The organism is Flavobacterium facile (assembly GCF_036321945.1).
Classification (GTDB): domain Bacteria; phylum Bacteroidota; class Bacteroidia; order Flavobacteriales; family Flavobacteriaceae; genus Flavobacterium; species Flavobacterium facile.
The window spans coordinates 38,301-58,128 of sequence record NZ_JAZAYT010000023.1 but is presented as its reverse complement, the minus strand read 5'-3'; the positions used below and the strand labels follow the sequence as shown (position 1 = coordinate 58,128).

18 protein-coding genes are annotated in these 19,828 nt (G+C 31.8%); 8 read left to right on the top strand and 10 right to left on the bottom strand.

Translation table 11 applies throughout. The annotated features are described in order from the left end of the window. Positions 1–516: 516 nt before the first annotated feature. Entirely contained in the window at positions 517–1,209 is a 693-nt protein-coding gene (locus tag UEQ13_RS01165; RefSeq protein ID WP_329804520.1) for a DUF4294 domain-containing protein, read from the bottom strand. Positions 1,210–1,295: 86 nt separating this feature from the next. Here UEQ13_RS01165 and UEQ13_RS01160 point away from each other — a divergent pair, with 86 nt between their 5' ends. The 5 genes from UEQ13_RS01160 (at position 1,296) to UEQ13_RS01140 (ending at position 6,901) form a co-directional block, all read left to right on the top strand. Further along, complete coding sequence (locus tag UEQ13_RS01160) at positions 1,296–2,378, top strand: M42 family metallopeptidase (protein ID WP_329804519.1); 1,083 nt, start codon at positions 1,296–1,298, stop codon at positions 2,376–2,378. Then, entirely contained in the window at positions 2,378–4,306 is a 1,929-nt protein-coding gene (locus UEQ13_RS01155) for a tetratricopeptide repeat-containing sensor histidine kinase (RefSeq protein ID WP_329804518.1), read from the top strand. Before UEQ13_RS01160 ends, UEQ13_RS01155 begins: the two co-directional genes overlap by 1 nt. Beyond that, positions 4,303–5,019, top strand: a complete 717-nt coding sequence (locus UEQ13_RS01150) for a LytR/AlgR family response regulator transcription factor (RefSeq protein WP_329804517.1) — start codon at positions 4,303–4,305, stop codon at positions 5,017–5,019. Before UEQ13_RS01155 ends, UEQ13_RS01150 begins: the two co-directional genes overlap by 4 nt. Before the next feature lie 77 nt (positions 5,020–5,096). Further along, positions 5,097–6,440 carry a hypothetical protein gene (locus tag UEQ13_RS01145; RefSeq protein WP_329804516.1) on the top strand — a complete coding sequence of 448 codons (1,344 nt, stop codon included), beginning with the start codon at positions 5,097–5,099 and terminating at the stop codon, positions 6,438–6,440. Positions 6,441–6,538: 98 nt separating this feature from the next. Continuing rightward, positions 6,539–6,901, top strand: coding sequence for a nuclear transport factor 2 family protein (locus tag UEQ13_RS01140; protein ID WP_329804515.1), 363 nt, complete (start codon positions 6,539–6,541; stop codon positions 6,899–6,901). 62 nt (positions 6,902–6,963) lie between these two features. Here the strand turns inward: UEQ13_RS01140 and UEQ13_RS01135 are convergent, their stop codons facing one another. The 4 genes from UEQ13_RS01135 to UEQ13_RS01120 all read right to left on the bottom strand — a co-directional run bounded on the left by UEQ13_RS01135 (position 6,964) and on the right by UEQ13_RS01120 (position 10,871). Then, the gene (locus UEQ13_RS01135) at positions 6,964–7,524 is read right to left on the bottom strand and encodes a chalcone isomerase family protein (RefSeq protein WP_329804514.1); all 561 of its coding nucleotides are present in this window, start codon (positions 7,522–7,524) and stop codon (positions 6,964–6,966) included. Between the two features lie 97 nt (positions 7,525–7,621). Continuing rightward, complete coding sequence (locus UEQ13_RS01130; RefSeq protein WP_329804513.1) at positions 7,622–8,548, bottom strand: YihY/virulence factor BrkB family protein; 927 nt, start codon at positions 8,546–8,548, stop codon at positions 7,622–7,624. A gap of 48 nt (positions 8,549–8,596) precedes the next feature. Further along, positions 8,597–9,454 carry a carboxylating nicotinate-nucleotide diphosphorylase gene (gene nadC, locus UEQ13_RS01125; RefSeq protein ID WP_329804512.1) on the bottom strand — a complete coding sequence of 286 codons (858 nt, stop codon included), beginning with the start codon at positions 9,452–9,454 and terminating at the stop codon, positions 8,597–8,599. Positions 9,455–9,566: 112 nt separating this feature from the next. Further along, positions 9,567–10,871 carry an NAD(P)/FAD-dependent oxidoreductase gene (locus tag UEQ13_RS01120; RefSeq protein WP_329804511.1) on the bottom strand — a complete coding sequence of 435 codons (1,305 nt, stop codon included), beginning with the start codon at positions 10,869–10,871 and terminating at the stop codon, positions 9,567–9,569. Between the two features lie 171 nt (positions 10,872–11,042). Between UEQ13_RS01120 and UEQ13_RS01115 the strand changes: the two genes are divergently transcribed. Next, a complete protein-coding gene (locus UEQ13_RS01115) occupies positions 11,043–11,537 on the top strand; it encodes an RNA polymerase sigma factor (RefSeq protein WP_091315763.1) in 495 nt (164 codons plus the stop codon). A gap of 3 nt (positions 11,538–11,540) precedes the next feature. Continuing rightward, positions 11,541–12,158: a hypothetical protein gene (locus tag UEQ13_RS01110; RefSeq protein WP_329804510.1), complete on the top strand. Its 618-nt coding sequence runs from the start codon at positions 11,541–11,543 to the stop codon at positions 12,156–12,158. Positions 12,159–12,196: 38 nt separating this feature from the next. Here UEQ13_RS01110 and UEQ13_RS01105 read toward each other — a convergent pair whose 3' ends face one another. Then, positions 12,197–13,000, bottom strand: a complete 804-nt coding sequence (locus tag UEQ13_RS01105) for a lysophospholipid acyltransferase family protein (protein ID WP_329804509.1) — start codon at positions 12,998–13,000, stop codon at positions 12,197–12,199. A gap of 44 nt (positions 13,001–13,044) precedes the next feature. Continuing rightward, positions 13,045–13,686 carry an NUDIX hydrolase gene (locus UEQ13_RS01100; protein WP_329804508.1) on the bottom strand — a complete coding sequence of 214 codons (642 nt, stop codon included), beginning with the start codon at positions 13,684–13,686 and terminating at the stop codon, positions 13,045–13,047. Positions 13,687–13,731: 45 nt separating this feature from the next. Here UEQ13_RS01100 and UEQ13_RS01095 point away from each other — a divergent pair, with 45 nt between their 5' ends. Beyond that, positions 13,732–14,175, top strand: coding sequence for a DUF4268 domain-containing protein (locus tag UEQ13_RS01095; protein ID WP_329804507.1), 444 nt, complete (start codon positions 13,732–13,734; stop codon positions 14,173–14,175). A gap of 84 nt (positions 14,176–14,259) precedes the next feature. On the opposite strand, the gene UEQ13_RS01090 is transcribed toward UEQ13_RS01095, so the two are convergent. The 3 genes from UEQ13_RS01090 to UEQ13_RS01080 form a co-directional block, all read right to left on the bottom strand. Next, complete coding sequence (locus UEQ13_RS01090; protein ID WP_329804506.1) at positions 14,260–16,056, bottom strand: acyl-CoA dehydrogenase family protein; 1,797 nt, start codon at positions 16,054–16,056, stop codon at positions 14,260–14,262. An 85-nt stretch (positions 16,057–16,141) separates the two neighbouring features. Continuing rightward, positions 16,142–17,323, bottom strand: coding sequence for a thiolase family protein (locus UEQ13_RS01085; RefSeq protein WP_329804505.1), 1,182 nt, complete (start codon positions 17,321–17,323; stop codon positions 16,142–16,144). A gap of 93 nt (positions 17,324–17,416) precedes the next feature. Then, positions 17,417–19,807 (bottom strand): 3-hydroxyacyl-CoA dehydrogenase/enoyl-CoA hydratase family protein, encoded by a 2,391-nt coding sequence (locus UEQ13_RS01080; protein WP_329804504.1) that lies wholly within the window; start codon positions 19,805–19,807, stop codon positions 17,417–17,419. Positions 19,808–19,828: the final 21 nt, after the last annotated feature.

Genomic DNA, 19,828 nt, shown 5'->3' with positions numbered 1-19,828 from the left:
TTGCGGGTGCAAAACTAGCACTTAATTTTGTATTTCCTAACATTATCTTAACATATTTATAAAGTATTTTGCTATCTTTTGGTTTGCAGTAAGTTATAAACAAAATTTATTTAAACCATTTTAACCCAATGTTAGATTTTAGAGATTTTACTGGACTTGCAATACCTTCTCAAATTCTTGATTGGATTTAAAAAACAGGGTTTCATTGTAAAATAGTCTGTTTTCGGGTGTGTTTTTCCCAAATCAAAGCTTCAGAAACCATCAAAAAGAGAATGTGTTGCGAGAATTTCTTCTGAAAACAGGATTCTAGCCCTGATAGGAGCGGCATCCTTTTATTTAATTCCTTAAAAATTAAATAAAAGATATAGTGGATAGCAGGATTTAGCTCCTGAAAAATTATACCTATATATATATATATATATATAGGTATGTTTGTGCAAATGAAAAACGGCTGACGTTACAAAACATCAACCGTATATATTATAGTGTAAAATTTGAACCAGCTTCTAATTGAACTTAATTGCCTGCTTTTAATTTTTCTTTATTTTTAAGTGACCAATTTAGAATTAACTCACTCTCTGAAATTGGCTTCTTAGCTTCTTGTCTGGTTAATTTACCTTCATCGAAGCAGCGTTGCAAATACGTTTCAATATAAAAATCTTCTGGAACTTCCATTGGATCATATGTTTTCTTTAAATCGATGTTGAATAATTTTGCGGTGTTGTTTGACCAAAAGGCTTTCCAACCGCTTTTATAATCTTTAATTAAATCGAAAGTTGTTTTTCCTGTTTGTCTATTAATAAGCTTAACCAAAATTTGTCCTTGTTTGCGAGATAGTTTTTTAAGCTTAGGTTCAAACTCTTCGTTTAAATACTTTTCTACAAGTTTGAAATATTTCTTCTTTTCTTTTTGTGTTTTCAACTTGGCCATTGTGGCATTAATCTGCGTTAATCTTTCTGCTGTTATTTTTGCATAAGGATAGACTACACGAACGCGGCGTTCTAATAACTTAATTTGTTCGCGCTCTTCTTTTGTGAGTTTGATTTTATTTTCATCAGTGATAGAAACTTCTTCAATGATTATTTCACGGATTGTATCTGAATCTTGAATGTACACTATCGTATCAGACACACCCGATCCTTCACCTTCTTGTGCAGAAAGAAATGAGAAGCTGAATAAAAAAATCGTAAATAAAAAAATGCGTGACATACCTATATATATTAAAGTGTAAAATTATAAATTTTATTAGCAAGTTCGATGCCAATTTTTTATTTTAGCAAAAAAAAATCAATTAAATGAAAAGTATATTAAAAGATAGCTCGATTGCGTTTTTAGAAACCTATTTAAATAATGCGTCGCCAACTGGATATGAAAGTGAAGGTCAGAAAATATGGATGGATTATTTGAAACCTTATGTTGATACATTTATTACAGATAATTATGGAACGGCAGTTGGAGTTATAAATCCGGATGCTCCTTTTAAGGTTGTCATTGAAGGGCATAGTGATGAAATTTCGTGGTATGTAAATTACATTACTGATGACGGTTTAATATATGTAATTAGAAATGGAGGAAGTGATCATCAAATCGCACCATCAAAACGTGTTAACATTCATACTAAAAAAGGAATTGTTCGTGGTGTTTTTGGTTGGCCAGCTATTCACACAAGAATTGCAGGAAAAGAAGAAACTGCAAAAATAGAAAACATTTTTATTGATTGTGGTTGTAGTACAAAACAAGAAGTGGAAGATTTAGGTGTTCATGTAGGTTGTGTAATTACATATCCTGATGGATTTGAAATTTTAAACGGAAACAAATTTGTTTGTCGCGCTATAGACAACAGAATGGGCGGTTTTATGATTGCAGAAGTTGCTCGACTTTTAAAAGAAAACAAAAAAACATTACCTTTTGGTTTGTATGTTGTAAATGCCGTACAGGAAGAAATTGGTTTACGTGGCGCAGAAATGATTACACAAAGCATTAAACCAAATATCGCAATAGTTACAGATGTTACTCATGACACTACAACTCCTATGATTGATAAAAAAATTCAGGGTGATTTAAAAATGGGGAAAGGTCCGGTTATTGCTTATGCACCAGCTGTACAAAATAAATTAAGAGATTTAATTACTGACACGGCTGAAGCTAAAAACATTCCATTTCAAAGAAGTGCTTGTTCAAGAGTTACAGGAACTGACACGGATGCTTTTGCTTATAGCAATGGCGGTGTACCGAGTGCTTTAATTTCTTTGCCTTTACGTTATATGCATACAACTGTAGAAATGGTTCACAGAGAAGATGTAGAAAATGTAATCAAATTAATTTATGAGACTTTATTGAAATTGGAGAACAATCACGATTTTTCATATTTTAGATAATGAATAAAATAACCTTATCACTATTATTTTTAATTCTTGCTGTCAAAGGTTTTTCTAACGAAAACATTCAGAAAGCTTTTAAATCTAAAAAAAATAGTGATAAGGTTTCCTTTTTTAGGAGTTTGAGCAACGAAGAAAAAGCAGAAGATATTTACTTTTTTCAATCGGAGTTTACTGCTTTATTAAAACAAAACCCAAATACTTATTCTGTAAAGAAGCAATTACTTTTTGCTTTAGGTTTAATAAATCAAATACAAAATCAGAATTTAGAAGCGATTTCTAAGTTTAACGAACTTCTTAACAAGAAAAACTATAATTTATCGGAAAGAGAAACCATGGATATTTATGTAGCTTTACAAGAATGCTACTTAAAACTTAACTTATATTCTAAAGTTTTCGACATCAATAAAAAGATAAATACGTTAATTTCTAATGGGGTTGATTATCCGTTGTGGAGTTACAACATACAAAGTAGATTGTATTTGCAATTGCAACAATATGACAAAGCCATTTCGCAACTAAAAAGTGAGATTACTTTATTGTATAAAAATCCGAAACGAGATTCTTTGATTATTCCTTCTGCTTATAATGATTTAGGCTATTACTATCACTTAAAAAAAGAATACAACAATGCTTTTTCCTATTATAACAAAGCGATTCTAAAGGCAACAAAAAGTTTAAAAACCACAAACCCATTTGCTTATAAAAGTATTCTATTGAGTTCCCAAAGTAATATTGCCAATTTATATTTGGACAGAAAGGAATATATAAAAACTATTTCGCTTATAAATGAAGCAATCTTACCAAAAATTGAAAATAAAAACACTTCTATATATATACAAAGTTATTTAATGCTTGGCAGAGCCTATTTAAAAACAAATAAGCTTAACGAAACCAAAAGTATTATTGAAACTTTAGAACAAATTTGTTGCCTTAATGAAGTGAAACTAAAAATTCAATTATTAGAATTACAGTCGAGTTATTACGAGAAAAAAGAAGAGTTCAAAACTTCTTTGAAATACACAGCTGAAATTGAGTATTTGAAAGATTCATTACTTTCTGTTCAAAATCTAAACCTTTTGAAAAGTACCGAACTAAATTACTTCATTGAAAACAAGGAAAAAGAAGTAGCTGCAAAAAACCAAATCATTGAAGAAAAAGAAAAAACAAATCTTAACATCATTATTATTGGATTAATTGCTTTGCTAACGACTAGCTTTTTTGCTTTTCAAAACAATAGAAGAAAGCGACTTGAAATTGAAAAAATGAATGCTTCTATTTCTAAAAAGAATGAAGAAATTAAAGTTTCATTACACGAAAAAGAATTGCTTTTAAAAGAAATTCATCATCGCGTTAAAAACAATTTGCAAATCATTTCTGGAATATTAAGCTTACAAAACAATAGTATTTCTGATGAAAAAGCCAAACAAGTTTTGATTGATGGTCAAGATAGAATTCAAACCATAGCTTTACTTCACAAAACCATGTATCAAAATGAGAACTTTAATATGGTTGATTTCCAAACCTATAGTAACGAACTCATAACTTACATCAAGCAAACTAACTTTACCGGAAATAAAAACATTACCATAAACCAAGAAATAGAAAATATTCAATTTAATATTGACATTGCGATTCCATTGAGTTTGATCATCAATGAAATTATTACAAATTGCTACAAACATGCCTTTAAAAACAAAACAGAAGGAATCATCTCTATTTCAATAAAAAAACAAATCAATAATTCCTACGAATTAATTATTGAAGATAATGGAAATGGTTTGCCCGAAAAATTTACTAGTTTTGAAAATTCCAAAAGTGTTGGATTTGATTTGATTCAAGGACTTTGCCAACAAATTGATGGAGAAATAGAAATTACTAGTAAACATGGAACTAAAATAAACATTAAATTTAAAGAACCAAAATGACACAAAATCCTTTAAAAATTTTAGTTGTAGAAGACGAATACATTACTCAGAAAACTATTTGTAATTATTTAACCGAAATTGGTTACGAAGTTGTAACTGCTGTAATGAACGCTAATAATGCAATTGAAATTCTAAACACAAAAGATATAGATTTTGCCATTTTAGACATAAATATAAAAGGAGAAAAAAACGGAATTTGGCTAGGCAATTACATTTCTGAGAACTTTAATATTCCACATTTATATTTAACTGCGTATTCGGATACCGAAACTATAAAAAATGCTTTGCAAACAAAACCTTTGGGTTATCTAGTTAAACCCTTTCAAAAGCATGATTTATTTACTTCAATTGAAATTGCGATTTTAAACTTCGCGAAAAATAAAACGTCAAAAGAAAAACATATTTTAGTCAAACACAATGAAGTGTACACTAAGATAAATTTCAATTCGATTCTTTTTATTGAAAGTGATAAAAACTATTTGATTCTAAATTGTGAAGAGGAAACGTATCGTTATCGTTCTACGATTACAGATTTCGAAAACTTAATGCCAAATTATTTTATCAAAACTCACAAAGGATTTATAATTAATTGTGAAAAAGTAAAAGAATTTTCAAATAATACAATTTTAATAAATGATTGTAAAATTCCAATTTCTAAGACATTTAAAGAATTGGTAATTAGCAAATTACAACAAAAAACCATTCGTCCCTAAAAAGATTAATTATTTCCCTATTTTTTTAAAAGTTAAAATTTATAACAGATTTTCGTAGTTAAATTAACTACAAAATTATGAAAAAGCTATTATTTACCTTACTTCTACTGCCTTTAATACTTCAGGCACAAGTAGGTATCAACACCACAACACCAGATGCCAGCTCTATGCTTGACATCAATGCAACTGATAAAGGTTTATTAATTCCACGAATTTCTATTCCTAATTTAAATGCAACTGCACCAATAACTGCGCCAGCAACAAGTTTATTAATTTACAACACCAATGTAACAACAGGAACAGGTTTTTATTATTGGGACGGAACAAAATGGACTCCTTTTACAGGCGGAACAAGTCATTGGACAAAAGTTGGAAATGACATTTACAATAACAATACGGCAAACGTAGGTGTAGGAACAACTACTCCAACTACAAAATTTCATGTTGAAAATATTGGAGCTCCAGGTTCTTTATTTAATCAAAATTTTGAAACCAATGCTATTACTCCATTAACAACTGGTGGAAGTGCGAATTGGGCAACACAAACAACTGTAAAATTCGCTGGAACTTATGCAGCAAAATCAGGTACAATAACAGATAGTCAAACTACACAAATGTCGCACACTATTGTAATTCCAGCAGGTGGAGCCACTTTAAGCTTTTATTATAATGTTAGTAGCGAAAGTGGATATGATTATTTACGATTTTATATTGATGGCATACAACAAAACCAATGGTCTGGTGCAATTGGATGGACACAACAATCTTATATTTTAGCTGCTGGATCAAGAACATTACGTTGGGAATATAGTAAAGATTCCTCTTCAAGTGCTGGAACAGATTCGGCTTATATAGACAATGTAACTATAACAACTGCGGCCCCAGCAGCAATGCGCATTGTTGATGGAAATCAAGCTACTGGTAAAGTACTTACATCAGACGTAAATGGAAATGCTTCATGGCAATCGATTACTAATAGTAGTATTTCAGATATTCCAATTATGGCTTCCGTTCAAGGAATGATAATTCCAATTTGTAATGATGTAAGTGTAGGTACAACAGGAAGTTTTAGTACTACTATTAAAGGAGTACCAACTACAGTAAGTTGGGAAGTTCTTGCAAGACAACAAAAAAGTGCTTCTCAGTTAGTGAGTGGTAATCAACTTGCAAGAGCGGAAGTTTTGGCTGAAAGATTACAGGTTCGTTATGATTTTAGTCCGCAATTACCCTTCAATCCAAATGGATTTATTTTTAGTGCGAATAATAACAGTGGTTTTTCAGATGTATTCGTTTTGAATTATGCTAACAAATCACAATCATCTGTAACTATTAATATCGCACGAGTAGAGAGATTTGCCGAGCAATCAGGAGCGAATTGCTGGACTGGCCAATTTTACTTTGATGCTTTTATCACAAACTAAACAAAAGAATGAGTTAGAATATGTTAATAAAAAGCCAGGCAATGCTTGGCTTTTTTATTTGATTTAAACGTAAATTGCCACAATAAAAAAATAAAAAAATGATAGCACAACAAAATCAATCCATCGCTTTTAAATGGTTCGAAGCTTTTAATGTTCATAATTTAGAACAATTATTAAGTTTGTACGATGATTATGCCGAACATTTTAGTCCGAAGCTAAAAATTAGAAAACCAGAAACCAATGGTTTGATAAAAGGAAAAAACGAATTACGTATTTGGTGGCAAGATGCTTTTGACAGATTGCCTACTTTACATTATAAAGTAACTTCGTTAACGGCAAACAGTGATAGAGTTTTTATGGAATACATTCGTCAAGTTGAGAATGAAGAAGATATGCTTGTTGCTGAAGTTTTAGACATTAGAGATGGGAAAATTGTATTTTCAAGAGTTTATCACGGGTAAATTGAAACTATAAAAAAAAATCCCGACTTACATCGGGATTTTCTATTTATTAAATATAGGTTTTATTTTCCTAACATTCCTTCTTTTAAATCGTCATCAGCTGGTTTGTTTCCTAACCAAATTCCGAATAATGCTTTTTTGAAATCTAAACCATCTATAGTTCCTTTTTTAGATCCATTTCTGTAAACTGAAACGCCTTCACCAGGAACATAAACGATAATAAAAATATCTTTTTTGTTTATTTTTTCTTTGAAGAAAGCTTTAAATTTATCAATTTTTGCTTTTAGTGGTGCAGTTTTTTTTCCTGTAGAATTTTCAAAACCTTCATTAATAGCAGAAATCATTTTTTCAGATGTAATTAAACCTGAAACAATGTTTAATTTAATTGCCATAGCTTCGTTAGCAGCTGAAATAGTATTTCCGTCTGTAGATTTTTTAGTTACATATAAAGAACCTACATACATATCCATGAAAAATTTTTCACGAACTCCTGCTCCATTTAATGTTAAATTTTGTCCTTCAACTGCCAATTTAGCATCGACTTTTACATCTCCAACTGTTTTTTGTCCTGAAGCAAAAATTGCTGTTAAAGCAATAAATAATGTAAGAATTTGTTTTTTCATAATAGTATAATTGTTTAGTTATTGCTAAGTTAAACTTTTTTTTGTTTCTTCCTACAAATTTATTTGAATTAAGAAAGAAATAAATCTATTTTTTTCATTATGTTTTTTCTTTTGTTGTAGATTTTAATTGAAATATAAATGCATTTAATTCAAATCCCAATAAAACCAAAATACAGTTCAACCATACATAAAACATCATTACAAGAAGCGTGCCAATAGAACCATACAACTCATTATATCTAGCGAATTTTTCCACATAAACACCAAACACATAAGAAGTTAGAACAAACAAAATAGTTGTTGTAACCGAACCATAACTTATAAATGAAATGTGCTTGCTTTCTTTAGTCCCAAATTTATAAAGTGTTGATGTGATAAATAAAATCATTAAAAACACGAACAAATATCGAATGGTTTCTATTAATGGAACTTTAGACACATAACCGCTTTGTGCTTCTATTTTATGGATTAAAACAGCTACAAAAATTAAAGTCGCCACGGTTAGCAATAATAAAAACGCCATAATTAATGACAAGGCAATAGCTACGGCATATTGACGAAAATAACCTCTTTTCTCACTAATGTTTTTAGACATTTCAAATCCGTCAAGCAACGCATTGATTCCGTTCGACATTAAAAAAATGGACAATAAAAATCCGGAAGAAAGCAATCCGTTATAGCTATTGTTCAGAATATCTTTCAAAATAGCTTCAATGGCATCGTACGTATTTGGAGGTACACTTTGCGAAACGAAAATCAGAAAATCGTTTTGAAAATTATCTAAAGGAATAAATGGGATTAAATTCAAAAGAAAAAGAGCAAACGGAAACAAAGCCATAAAAAAACTAAAGGCTATTGCGCTTGCACGATGCGTTACATCTCCAGAAATAATTCCGGAAAGATATAATTTAATAATATCGTACAGTGAACTATCTTGCAAAGTCGGAAATTGAATTTGCTGAAGCGACTTAATTAAGTGCTTAATTACCGGTAGGTTTTTTATGGTTTCTTTATTGAATTTCATAGATTTTATGCCACAAAGGCGCTAAGACACAAAGTTTTTAGTTTGATTTTATATTGCTTTTAGACTTAAATCCATATTATAAACTGAATGCGTTAAGGCGCCAGATGAAATAAAATCAACACCGCATAAAGCATAATCTCTAATTGTTTTTTCGTTTATATTTCCAGATGATTCTGTTAAACATTGATCTCCGATTATTCCAACTGCATTTTTGGTTGTTTCAAAATCGAAATTATCTAATAAAATTCGGTATACGCCACCTGCAGCTAAAATTTCTTCTACTTCAGCGATGTTTCTGGCTTCCACGATAATTTTTAAATCTTTTTTATTATCAATTAAATATTGTTTGGTTTTAGCAATTGAAGCTGTAATTCCACCAGCAAAATCGTTGTGATTGTCTTTTAACATAATCATATCATACAAGGCAAATCGGTGATTTTCACCACCACCAATTTTCACAGCCCATTTTTCACAAGCTCTAAAATTTGGAGTCGTTTTACGTGTGTCTAAAATTTTCGTTCCTGTTCCTTCAATTAATTTGACGTAACTTTTGGTTTTTGTCGCAATGGCACTCATACGTTGCATACTATTTAACACCAAACGTTCTGCTTTTAATATGGATTGCGAACTTCCGTGTACATGAAAAACCACATCTCCATATTTTACTTCCGTTCCATCTTCAATAAAAGTTTCGACTTTCATGTTCGAATCTACATAATTGAAAACCATTTTTGCAAATTCAACTCCAGCAATAATTCCGCTATCTTTCACTAAAAGCTTGGCACTTCCTTGTGCTGATGCAGGAATACAAGCTAATGAACTGTGATCACCATCACCAACATCTTCTCTGATGGCATTGGAAATGATTAATTCTAATTCGTTTTGAAATTGTTGTTCTGTAATCATATTTTTTATTTAACCGCAAAGCTCGCAAAGGATTCGCAAGATTCGCTAAGATTATTTTTTACTTTATTCTGAATTAGACGCGATAACTCGCATCTCTACTTTTACTTGGTTCTTACAATTCATCCGTTGTAAATGACTGTTGCATTTTTTTCTTATAAGGTCGGATAATTAAACGTGCTTCTCTGTCGAAACGAATATAATTATATACCCAATTTAAAAATACTACGGCTTTATTTTTAAATCCAATTAAGGAAATTAAATGTACAAACATCCAAACAAACCAAGCAAATACACCACTAAAATGAAAATTTGGTAAATCTACGACAGCCTTATTTCTTCCAATAGTTGCCATTGATCCTTTATCATTATATTCAAACGCTTTTAAAGGTTTATTATTTTGCAAATTAATTAAATTTTCTGCTAATAAATTACCTTGCTGCATCGCAGGTTGTGCCATTTGTGGATGTCCTTTTGGATATTTGGCAGTTTCCATGAGACAAATATCGCCAATAGCAAAAATATTATCGTAACCTTTGACTCTATTATGTGCATCGACTTTAATTCTATCGATTCTTTCAAAAATAGCATCTTTGTTTAAGCCGCTTATCAGTTTACCAGCTACTCCTGCAGTCCAAATTACTGTTGAAGAATGAAAATCTAATTCAGAACTTGTAGTTACTACAAAGCCATCATAACCTGTAACACGTACATTTTTATGAACAATCACACCTAAATTTATCAGGAACTTTTCAGCAGCAATTGACGATTTCACTGTCATCGAATCCAAAAGTCTATCGCTGCTTTGTACCAAATGAATTTGCATTTTATTGATATCTAAATCTGGATAATCTTTTGGTAAAACTGCTTTTTTCATTTCTGCTAATGCACCAGCCAGCTCTACACCTGTTGGTCCGCCACCTACTAAAACGAAATTCATTAAACTTTCGCGTTCGGCTTCATCATCTGTTAAAAGAGCGGCTTCAAAACTTTCTAAAATTAAACTTCTGATATTTAGCGATTGCGGAATAGTTTTCATCGACATACTATTTCGTTCAATTTCTTTATTGCCAAAATAGTTGGTTTTTGTACCTGTTGCCACCACTAAATAATCGTAATGTAAATCGCCAATATCGGCAATGATTCTATTATTTGGTGCGTCAATTTCTTTTACATCGCCCAAGCGAAAATAGAAATCTTTATATTCTTTAATCACTTTACGAATTGGGTAAGCAATAGAATCTGGCTCTAAACCGCCAGTTGCTACTTGATATAATAAAGGTTGGAACGTGTGATAATTATGTTTGTCCATCATTACCACCTGATAGTTTTTGTTTCTTAATTTCTTAGCCAAAGATATTCCAGCAAAACCGCCACCTATAATTACAATTCTTTTTAAATCAGAATCTGGTATGTTCATTTTTGTAGTGTTTAACTACAAATTTAAGTTTTTAATTTTTTGTAACCGCAAAGTTCCAGAAGATTTTTCGCATAAATCGGAATGTTGAAACTTTTCACAATTCACCAAACTCTTTTTTACTTTTTTTAATAATCTTTGTAACAAAAACCAAAACGCAGCTACTTATTAAATATGAAATCTGAATCGGAAGAAAGTTTCGTTAAACAATTAAAAGCAAATCAGAATATTGTCCACAAAATTTGTAGGCTATATACTTCTGATCAAGACTCGCACAATGATTTGTTTCAGGAAATCACCATTCAGTTATGGAAGGCTTTCCCGAAATTTAGAGGCGAATCGAAATTTACAACTTGGGCGTATCGTGTTGGGTTGAATACAGCTATTACTTTATATCGAAAGAAAAAAAGAAGCATCGAAACAACACCTTTTGACACAGAATTTCACAGAATAAAAACCGATGAATATAATTTTGAGGAAGAAGAACAACTAAAATTAATGTATAAAGCCATTGCCGAGTTGAATGATATTGACAAAGCTTTGATTTTTTTATACTTAGAAGATAAAGATTACACTGAAATTTCAGAAACACTGGGAATTAGTGAAGTGAATGCGCGAGTGAAAATGAACAGAATTAAAGGGAAACTTAAAAAAATATTAAATCCGTAACCTATGGATGAATTAGAATTATTAAAAAAAGACTGGAAGAAAAACGATGAGCAATTTAAGCAAGTTTCTGAAAATGAAATTTACGGAATGTTGCACAAAAGTTCGTCTTCTATCGTAAAATGGATATTTATTATTAGTATTGTTGAATTTTTAATTTTACGACTAATGGATTTATCTCTATTTTTCGATGAAAATTTAAAGAACAAACTGAAGCAAATTCATATTTATGATATCGAAAAAACGGCTACAATAATAAATATGGTTGTTTTGTTAGGGTTTATATTTTATTTCTATAAGAATTTAAAAAATATAAGTGCGACTTCATCTGTAAGTAATTTAATGAAAGACATTATTAAAACTAGAAGAATTGTAAAATATTATGTTTGGTATAATTTAGTAATTGCTGGAATAACTGGAATGATTGTTATATACTTTCAAAGTAAATATGACAACAACTTAAATGTTCTTTTAGAGAAATATGAAAGTCTTTTTATTATTTGTTGTATTTTATTAGTCTTATTTCTAATATTAATATTCTATTTATTTTATAAAGTATTATATGGTTTCTTATTACGTAGACTAAAACGCAATTACAACGAATTACAGAAAATAGAGTATTAAAAAAAAAGTCCTGATAAATTTTATCAGGACTTTTTTTATTAGTATTTCCATTGACGTTCTTTGTCTAACTTTACTTCTTCTTCTAAAATTTCTTGAGGAATTACTTTTAAAAATGAAGCGTGTTGTTCGATGGCGTATTCTATTTGTTCTACAATTTTTTCAATGGAATCATTTTCGTAATCAATTTCTAACGGAGGTTTAATTTCCATTGATTGTAAAATTCCTTTTTTCTTTACGAATAATCCTTTTCTATCAAATGATCTTCTGAATCCATCAATTACAATTGGAACAACAATCGGTTTATGCTGTTTGATAATATGAGCTGTTCCTTTACGAACCGGTTTGAAGGAACGTGTTGTACCTTGAGGAAACGTAATTACCCAACCATCTTCTAAAGCAATTTTAATATTTTCTGTATCGTTTGGATTCACTTCTCTTTGTACATCTTTACCTTCTGCACGCCAAGTTCTTTCTACTGTAATCGCACCAATGTAAGCTAAAATTCTTGGTAACAAACCTTCTGTCATGGTTTCTTTAGCAGCCACATAATAGATATTTAGCTTCGGTTCCCATAAATAAAAAACATTTTTAATATTGTCTTCTCTACCTTTTAACGCAGCATTGAATACATGAAACATAGCGGTTACATCGGCAAAATACGTTTGATGATTTGAAATAAATAATACATTCGTATCTGGCAAACTTCTGATAATTTCTGAACCATCAATTTGTAAATTATTGAAACTTCTGTATCTAGAATGGGTAATCGCACCAAAAATACGAATCAGCCATTTTTTGATAAATAATATATGTCCGAATGGATTTCTTTTAAATAATCCCATAAGTTTAACGTTTATAAAAGGGTTGCAAATTTAGCAATTTTCTATTACTTGACTGCGTTTTTAAACAACTCTTTTAATTCGCTGAGCATCATAGCAGTAGCGCCCCAAACCACATATTTCTCTACTTGAAAAGCAGGAACTTCAATGTTAGTAGCGTAAGAAGTTGTCATTTTCGTTTGTACAATAATTTCGTCATTAAGTAATTGATGAATAGGTAATTCCAATACTCTTTTCACCTCATCTGGATTAGGAGTGAACTCTAAATTTTCAGTTGAGAAACCTAAATAAGGTGTAACCAAAAAATTACTTGGTGGAATATATATTTCGCTACATTGTCGGATTACCTCAACTTTATGCATAGCAACTCCTACTTCTTCTTCCGTTTCTCTAAGTGCCGTAATTTCTAAAGTACCATCTTCCAATTCTTCCTTTCCACCAGGAAAACTAATTTGAGAAGAATGTACGCCTGGATAGGTATTTCGGACAATCAAAGCTAAATGTGCGATTTCATTTTTAGGATACACCAACATTAAAACCGCAGCATTTCTGGGTTTCTTTTCTGTGTACGATTTATCCTTAAGATAAGTTATTCGTTCCAAAGGCGCCATTTTTATGTGCGCATCTGTGGCTAACAACTTTTCTTTCTTTAAATTTGCAATATTATTTATAAAGTGAGTGAAATTCATTATTCAATTTTCTAATTTATAAAGTTACAAAAAATATTCACAAAAATGTATAGTAAAGCCGACGCGCAATTAATAAAAAAAGAATTTTGGTCCACTTTCGGAAACGAGTATCCAAGAAAATGGTTATTGTATAATACCAAAATTAAAGATGTAACGTTTAAGTTTAATGTCGACAATAAAAAAGCATATGTAATGCTGGATATTGAACCAAAAGATGAAAACAAACGAAAAATTTATTTCGAAAAAGTGGAATCCTTAAAAGATATTTTGAAGGAAGAATTTTTACCAGATGTAATGTTCGATAGAGACCATTATTTAGAAAGTGGTAAAATTATCAGTCGTGTTTGGGTAGAACTTTCAGAAGTGAGTTTGAATCGAAAAACCGATTGGGAAACGATTTTCAATTTCTTTTATGATAAAATGGAGGCTTTTGAACGTTTCTTTTATGAGAATGAAGATTATATTAAAGATTTAGAGGTGAATACATAGTTGGGAGTTGGAAGATGGAAGGCAAATACAGAAATAAAAAAAGTCCTGATTTCTCAGGACTTTTTTTTACAAACAAACTAATAATTAAAAACAGTAATTGTTTTCTGCAATTACTTTAGCGGCAATTTGCTCACGTAATTTCACTACGTTTGGCATATTTACATATTTTGTATAACGGCGTAATCCCATTAACATCATACGTTGTTCGTCGCCTTCAGCAAAAGAAACAATTCCTTCTTTTCCTTTTTGAGTTACAACATCAACTGCGTTGTATAAATATAATTGTGTCATAGCTATTTGATCCGCTACTTTATCAGCACCTAATTTTTTAGCCATTTTTTCTGTTCTTAACAAAGCACTTTCTGCCATGTAAATTTCAATTAACATATCAGAAGCTGCCATTAATAATTGTTGGTGTGCTTCTAGTTCAGCTCCAAATTTTTGAACTGCTGCTCCAGCCACCATTAAAAATGCTTTTTTCAGTTTGCCAACCATTTCTTTTTCTTCAGCCAATAATTCTGTGTAATCTGGCACATCAAAAGATGGAATTCCCATTAATTCTTCGGCTACAGCCATTGCTGGACCTAATAAATCTACGTGACCTTTCATCGCTTTTTTAACCAACATTCCTACAGAAAGCATACGATTGATTTCGTTTGTACCTTCGTAAATACGAGCAATACGAGCATCTCTCCAAGCCGATTCCATTGGTGTATCTTCAGAGAATCCCATTCCTCCAAAAATTTGAATTCCTTCGTCTGAACAGTGTTGAACATCTTCCGAAACAGCCACTTTCAAGATAGAACATTCAATAGCATATTCTTCAACTCCTTTTAATTCTGCTTCTTGATGTGTATTTCCTTCAGTTTCACGTGCTTCAATTCTGTTTTGAATATCTCCAGCTGCTCTATAAGTCGCACTTTCATCTACATAACAATTCGCTGCCATTTCAGCAATTTTTGCTTGAATAGCTCCAAAGCTTGAAATTGGTGTGTTAAATTGAATTCTTTCATTAGCATATTTTACAGCTCCAGAAATTACTCTACGTTGTGCATCTAAACAAGCTGCTGCTAATTTAATACGACCCACATTTAATGAATTCATAGCAATTTTGAAACCTTCGCCTCTACCAGCTAACATATTTTCAACAGGAACTTTTGTATCATTAAAGAAAACTTGTCTTGTTGAACTTGCTCTAATTCCTAATTTATGTTCTTCTTCACCTAAAGTGATTCCGTTTAAATTTTCTCTATCATATTCTACAATAAATCCTGTAATATTTTTATCATCTTCGATACGAGCAAAAACAATCATTACATTACAAAAACCTGCGTTTGAAATCCACATTTTTTGCCCAGAAATCAAATAATGCGTTCCATCTGCTGATAAAACTGCTTTAGTTTTTCCTGAATTGGCATCTGAACCTGCTCCTGGTTCTGTTAAACAGTATGAACCAAACCACTCACCTGAAGCTAATTTTGGTACATATTTTAATTTTTGTTCTTCTGTTCCGTATAAAGTAATTGGCATCGTTCCAATTCCAGTATGCGCACCAAAAGCAGTTGAGAACGAACCTGTTGCACCAGAAATATAATCACAAACTAAAGCTGTGTTTACAAATCCCATTCCTAATCCGCCATATGCTTCCGGAACAGCTACACCTAAGAAACCTAAAGCACCTGCATTACGCATGGTTTGTTCTGTGTAAGCGTAATCTTTTTTCTCAAATTTATCTTTGTGTGCCCAAAGTTCTTTATCTACGAATTCTTTTACAGAATCACGCATCATAATTTGCTCTTCGTTAAAATCTTCTGGTGTGAAAACGTTTTCACATTTTGTTTCTTTTACAAGGAATTGTCCTCCTCTAGTAATATCTTCCATTTTGTATATTATTTTAAAGTTTTTATTTTGGAACACAGATTTAAAAATTTCAATGCTTCTTAAATCTGTATTCCTCTATTTATTTTTACATTAATTCATAAATTCCGGCAGTTCCTTGTCCCGTTCCGACACACATAGAAACAATACCGTATTTTGATTTTCTTAATTTCATTTCTTCGAATAATTGTACTGATAATTTTGCACCTGTACAACCAAGTGGATGACCCAAAGCAATCGCACCACCATTTACATTGATGATATCTGGATTTAAACCTAATTCGCGAGTTACTGCTAAAGCTTGAGAAGCAAAGGCTTCGTTCAATTCAATTAAATCGATATCTTTTAATGTTAATCCTGCTTGAGATAAAGCTTTTGGAATCGCTTTTACTGGTCCGATTCCCATGATTCTTGGTTCTACACCTGCAGAAGCAAAGTTTACTAAACGTGCAATAGGTTCTAAGTTTAATTCTTTCACCATTTCTTCGCTCATGACTAAAACGAAAGCGGCACCGTCACTCATTTGAGAAGAATTTCCTGCGGTAACAGAACCGTCAGCAGCAAATACTGGTTTTAAATTCGCTAAAGCTTCTACAGTAGTTCCAAATCTTGGACCTTCATCTTTTGAAACAACATACGATTTTGTTTCTTTTTTACCGTTTTCGTTTACAAACGTTTGTTCTATATTAATTGGTACAATTTGACTATCGAATTTCCCATCTGCTTGCGCTTTTAAAGCTTTCATATGTGATTCGAATGCAAATCTATCTTGATCTTCTCTTGAAATATTGAATTGTTTCGCAACGGCTTCAGCTGTTAAACCCATTCCCCAATAGTAATCTTCATTACCAGCGGCAGCGACTTTATAATCTGGAGTAGGTTTGTAACCACCCATTGGAATATAACTCATACTTTCCGCTCCACCAGCAATGATACAATGTGCCATTCCTGATTGAATTTTTGCTGTTGCCATTCCGATTGTTTCTAATCCAGAAGCGCAATATCTGTTGACAGTTACACCTGGAACATCAGTTACTTTTAATCCCATTAAAGAAATTAAACGACCTACGTTTAAACCTTGTTCTGCTTCTGGCATGGCGTTTCCAACCATTACGTCATCAATACGTGTTTTATCGAAATTTGGCAATTGAGCCATCATGTGTTCGATAGTTTCTGCGGCTAATTCGTCAGGTCTTTTAAAACGAAATAAACCTTTTGGTGCTTTTCCAACTGCAGTTCTATATGCTGATACTATATATGCTGTTTTCATAATATTTATTTTTTTATTGAACACGGATTGGAGAAATTCGAGAAATCTAAAAAATTATTAAAATCTCTTATCTCTTTAAACTGTGTTTCGAAATTAATTTCTTAAAGGTTTTCCTTTCGTTAACATAAATTGAACACGTTCTAATGTTTTTCTTTCTGTACAAAGTGACAAGAAAGCTTCACGTTCTAAATCCAATAAATATTGTTCAGAAACTAAAGTTGGTTCAGATAAATCGCCACCCGCCATAACGTAAGCAAGTTTGTTAGCAATTTTTTGATCATGTTCTGAAATATATTGTCCAGCTACCATTTGGTCTGTTCCTACTAAGAACATTCCTAAAGCTTGTTTTCCTAATACTTTAATATCAGTTCTTCTCACAGGCTGTGTATATCCTTGATTTGCCATTTGTAAAGCGACTTGTTTTGCCGTAGCAATTTGTCTGTCTTTATTTACGACAACAATATCTCTTCCTTTTTGAAGTACACCAATATCGAAACCTTCATAAGCAGAAGTTGCGACTTTCGCCATACCAACTGTTAAGAAATACTCTTGTAATACATTTAATTCCACATCATTTTTTCTAAATAAATCTGATGCACGAAGCGCCATTTCTTTAGAACCACCACCGCCAGGAATTACACCAACACCAAATTCTACTAATCCGATATACGTTTCTGCGGCAGCAACTGCTCTATCTGAGTGCATCGTTAATTCGCAACCACCACCAAGTGTCATTCCGTGAGGAGCAGCAATTACTGGGATTGAAGAATAACGGCAACGCATCATCGTGTCTTGGAACATTTTGATAGCCATGTTTAATTCGTCATATTCTTGCTCAACGGCTAACATGAAGATCATTGCTAAATTCGCACCAACAGAAAAATTTGTTCCTTGGTTACCGATAACTAAACCTTCGTACCCTTTTTCAGCCATATCAATTGCTTTGTTGATACCTTGTAAAACGCCAGCTCCGATAGAATTCATTTTAGAAGTGAATTCTAAATTGATAATTCCGTCACCTAAATCGGTAATAATACTTTCGCTATTGTTCCACACTTTTTTGCTTTCGCGAATGTTGTCTAGAATAATAAAAGCGTCTTGTCCTGAAATTTTTGCTGTTTGTTTTGTATCTATATTGTAGAAATAGGTCGCACCTTCTTTTATAGAATAGAAAGACGAATTTCCAGAAGCTAACATATCAGTTACCCAACTTGCAGGTTGATAGCCTTCTGCTTGCATTAATTCAATTCCTTTTTGAACTCCGATAGCATCCCAAATTTCGAATGGACCATTTTCCCAACCGAAACCAGCTTTCATCGCATCGTCAATTTTGTAAAAGGCATCTGTAATTTCAGGAATTCTGTTCGAACAATACGTAAACATTGAAGCGAAGTTTTTACGGTAAAATTCTCCCGCTTTATCTTTTCCTGTGATTAACACTTTAAATCTATCAATTGGTTTATCGATAGTTTTAGTTAATTCTAATGTGCCGAAAGAAGCTTTTTTAGCCGCGCGATATTCTAAGGTATCTAAATCTAAAGACAGAATTTCTTTTCCTTCTTTTTTGTAGAAACCTTGATTCGTTTTACTTCCTAACCATTTATTTTCCATCATTTTATTGATGAATTCTGGTAATTTGAATAAGTCTAAAACTTCGTCTGTTTTACAATTTTCGTAAATTCCGTTAGCTACGTGAACTAAAGTATCTAAACCAACTACATCCACAGTACGGAAAGTTGCTGATTTAGGACGACCAATAACTGGCCCGGTTAATTTATCAACTTCTTCAATAGTTAAACCCATTTCTTTTACTTGGTGAAACAAGCTCATGATTCCGAAGATTCCGATTCTGTTTCCGATAAAAGCGGGTGTGTCTTTAGCAACTACTGAAGTTTTTCCTAAGAATTTTTCTCCATAACCGTTTAAAAAATCTAATACTTCAGATGAAGTTTGTGGTCCTGGAATAATTTCGAATAATTTTAAGTAACGTGCTGGATTGAAAAAATGCGTTCCACAGAAATGTTTTTGAAAGTCTTCACTTCTACCTTCACTCATAAAGTGAATTGGAATTCCAGATGTGTTTGAAGTAATTAACGTTCCTGGTTTACGGAATTTTTCAATTTGTTCGAAAACGCTTTGTTTGATATCTAAACGTTCTACAACCACTTCAATAATCCAATCGCAAGAAGCGATTTTCGCCATATCATCTGTTGTATTTCCAGTAACAATTCTACTAGCAAAACTTTGATGATAAATTGGTGATGGTTTTGATTTTAGCGCATTGGCTAAATGATCGTTTACCAATCTGTTTCGAACCACTTTACTTTCTAAAGTTAATCCTTTTTTTGTTTCTGCTTCTGTTAATTCTCTAGGCGCAATATCCAATAGAAGAACTTCTACTCCGATGTTTGCAAAATGACAAGCAATTCCGCTTCCCATAATTCCTGAACCAATAACAGCAACTTTTTTAATATTACGTTTCATTATATATACTATTATATTGTG

Excerpts from the sequence above, each read along its gene's own strand:
- UEQ13_RS01150 (WP_329804517.1), top strand. The coding sequence starts at position 4,303 with ATGACACAAAATCCTTTAAAAATTTTAGTTGTAGAAGACGAATACATT.
- UEQ13_RS01085 (WP_329804505.1), bottom strand. The coding sequence starts at position 17,323 with ATGAAAACAGCATATATAGTATCAGCATATAGAACTGCAGTTGGAAAA.
- UEQ13_RS01105 (WP_329804509.1), bottom strand. The coding sequence starts at position 13,000 with ATGGGATTATTTAAAAGAAATCCATTCGGACATATATTATTTATCAAA.
- UEQ13_RS01140 (WP_329804515.1), top strand. The coding sequence starts at position 6,539 with ATGATAGCACAACAAAATCAATCCATCGCTTTTAAATGGTTCGAAGCT.
- UEQ13_RS01115 (WP_091315763.1), top strand. The coding sequence starts at position 11,043 with ATGAAATCTGAATCGGAAGAAAGTTTCGTTAAACAATTAAAAGCAAAT.
- UEQ13_RS01145 (WP_329804516.1), top strand. The coding sequence starts at position 5,097 with ATGAAAAAGCTATTATTTACCTTACTTCTACTGCCTTTAATACTTCAG.
- UEQ13_RS01110 (WP_329804510.1), top strand. The coding sequence starts at position 11,541 with ATGGATGAATTAGAATTATTAAAAAAAGACTGGAAGAAAAACGATGAG.
- nadC (WP_329804512.1), bottom strand. The coding sequence starts at position 9,454 with ATGATTACAGAACAACAATTTCAAAACGAATTAGAATTAATCATTTCC.
- UEQ13_RS01120 (WP_329804511.1), bottom strand. The coding sequence starts at position 10,871 with ATGAACATACCAGATTCTGATTTAAAAAGAATTGTAATTATAGGTGGC.
- UEQ13_RS01135 (WP_329804514.1), bottom strand. The coding sequence starts at position 7,524 with ATGAAAAAACAAATTCTTACATTATTTATTGCTTTAACAGCAATTTTT.
- UEQ13_RS01090 (WP_329804506.1), bottom strand. The coding sequence starts at position 16,056 with ATGGAAGATATTACTAGAGGAGGACAATTCCTTGTAAAAGAAACAAAA.
- UEQ13_RS01095 (WP_329804507.1), top strand. The coding sequence starts at position 13,732 with ATGTATAGTAAAGCCGACGCGCAATTAATAAAAAAAGAATTTTGGTCC.
- UEQ13_RS01160 (WP_329804519.1), top strand. The coding sequence starts at position 1,296 with ATGAAAAGTATATTAAAAGATAGCTCGATTGCGTTTTTAGAAACCTAT.
- UEQ13_RS01155 (WP_329804518.1), top strand. The coding sequence starts at position 2,378 with ATGAATAAAATAACCTTATCACTATTATTTTTAATTCTTGCTGTCAAA.
- UEQ13_RS01080 (WP_329804504.1), bottom strand. The coding sequence starts at position 19,807 with ATGAAACGTAATATTAAAAAAGTTGCTGTTATTGGTTCAGGAATTATG.
- UEQ13_RS01130 (WP_329804513.1), bottom strand. The coding sequence starts at position 8,548 with ATGAAATTCAATAAAGAAACCATAAAAAACCTACCGGTAATTAAGCAC.
- UEQ13_RS01165 (WP_329804520.1), bottom strand. The coding sequence starts at position 1,209 with ATGTCACGCATTTTTTTATTTACGATTTTTTTATTCAGCTTCTCATTT.
- UEQ13_RS01100 (WP_329804508.1), bottom strand. The coding sequence starts at position 13,686 with ATGAATTTCACTCACTTTATAAATAATATTGCAAATTTAAAGAAAGAA.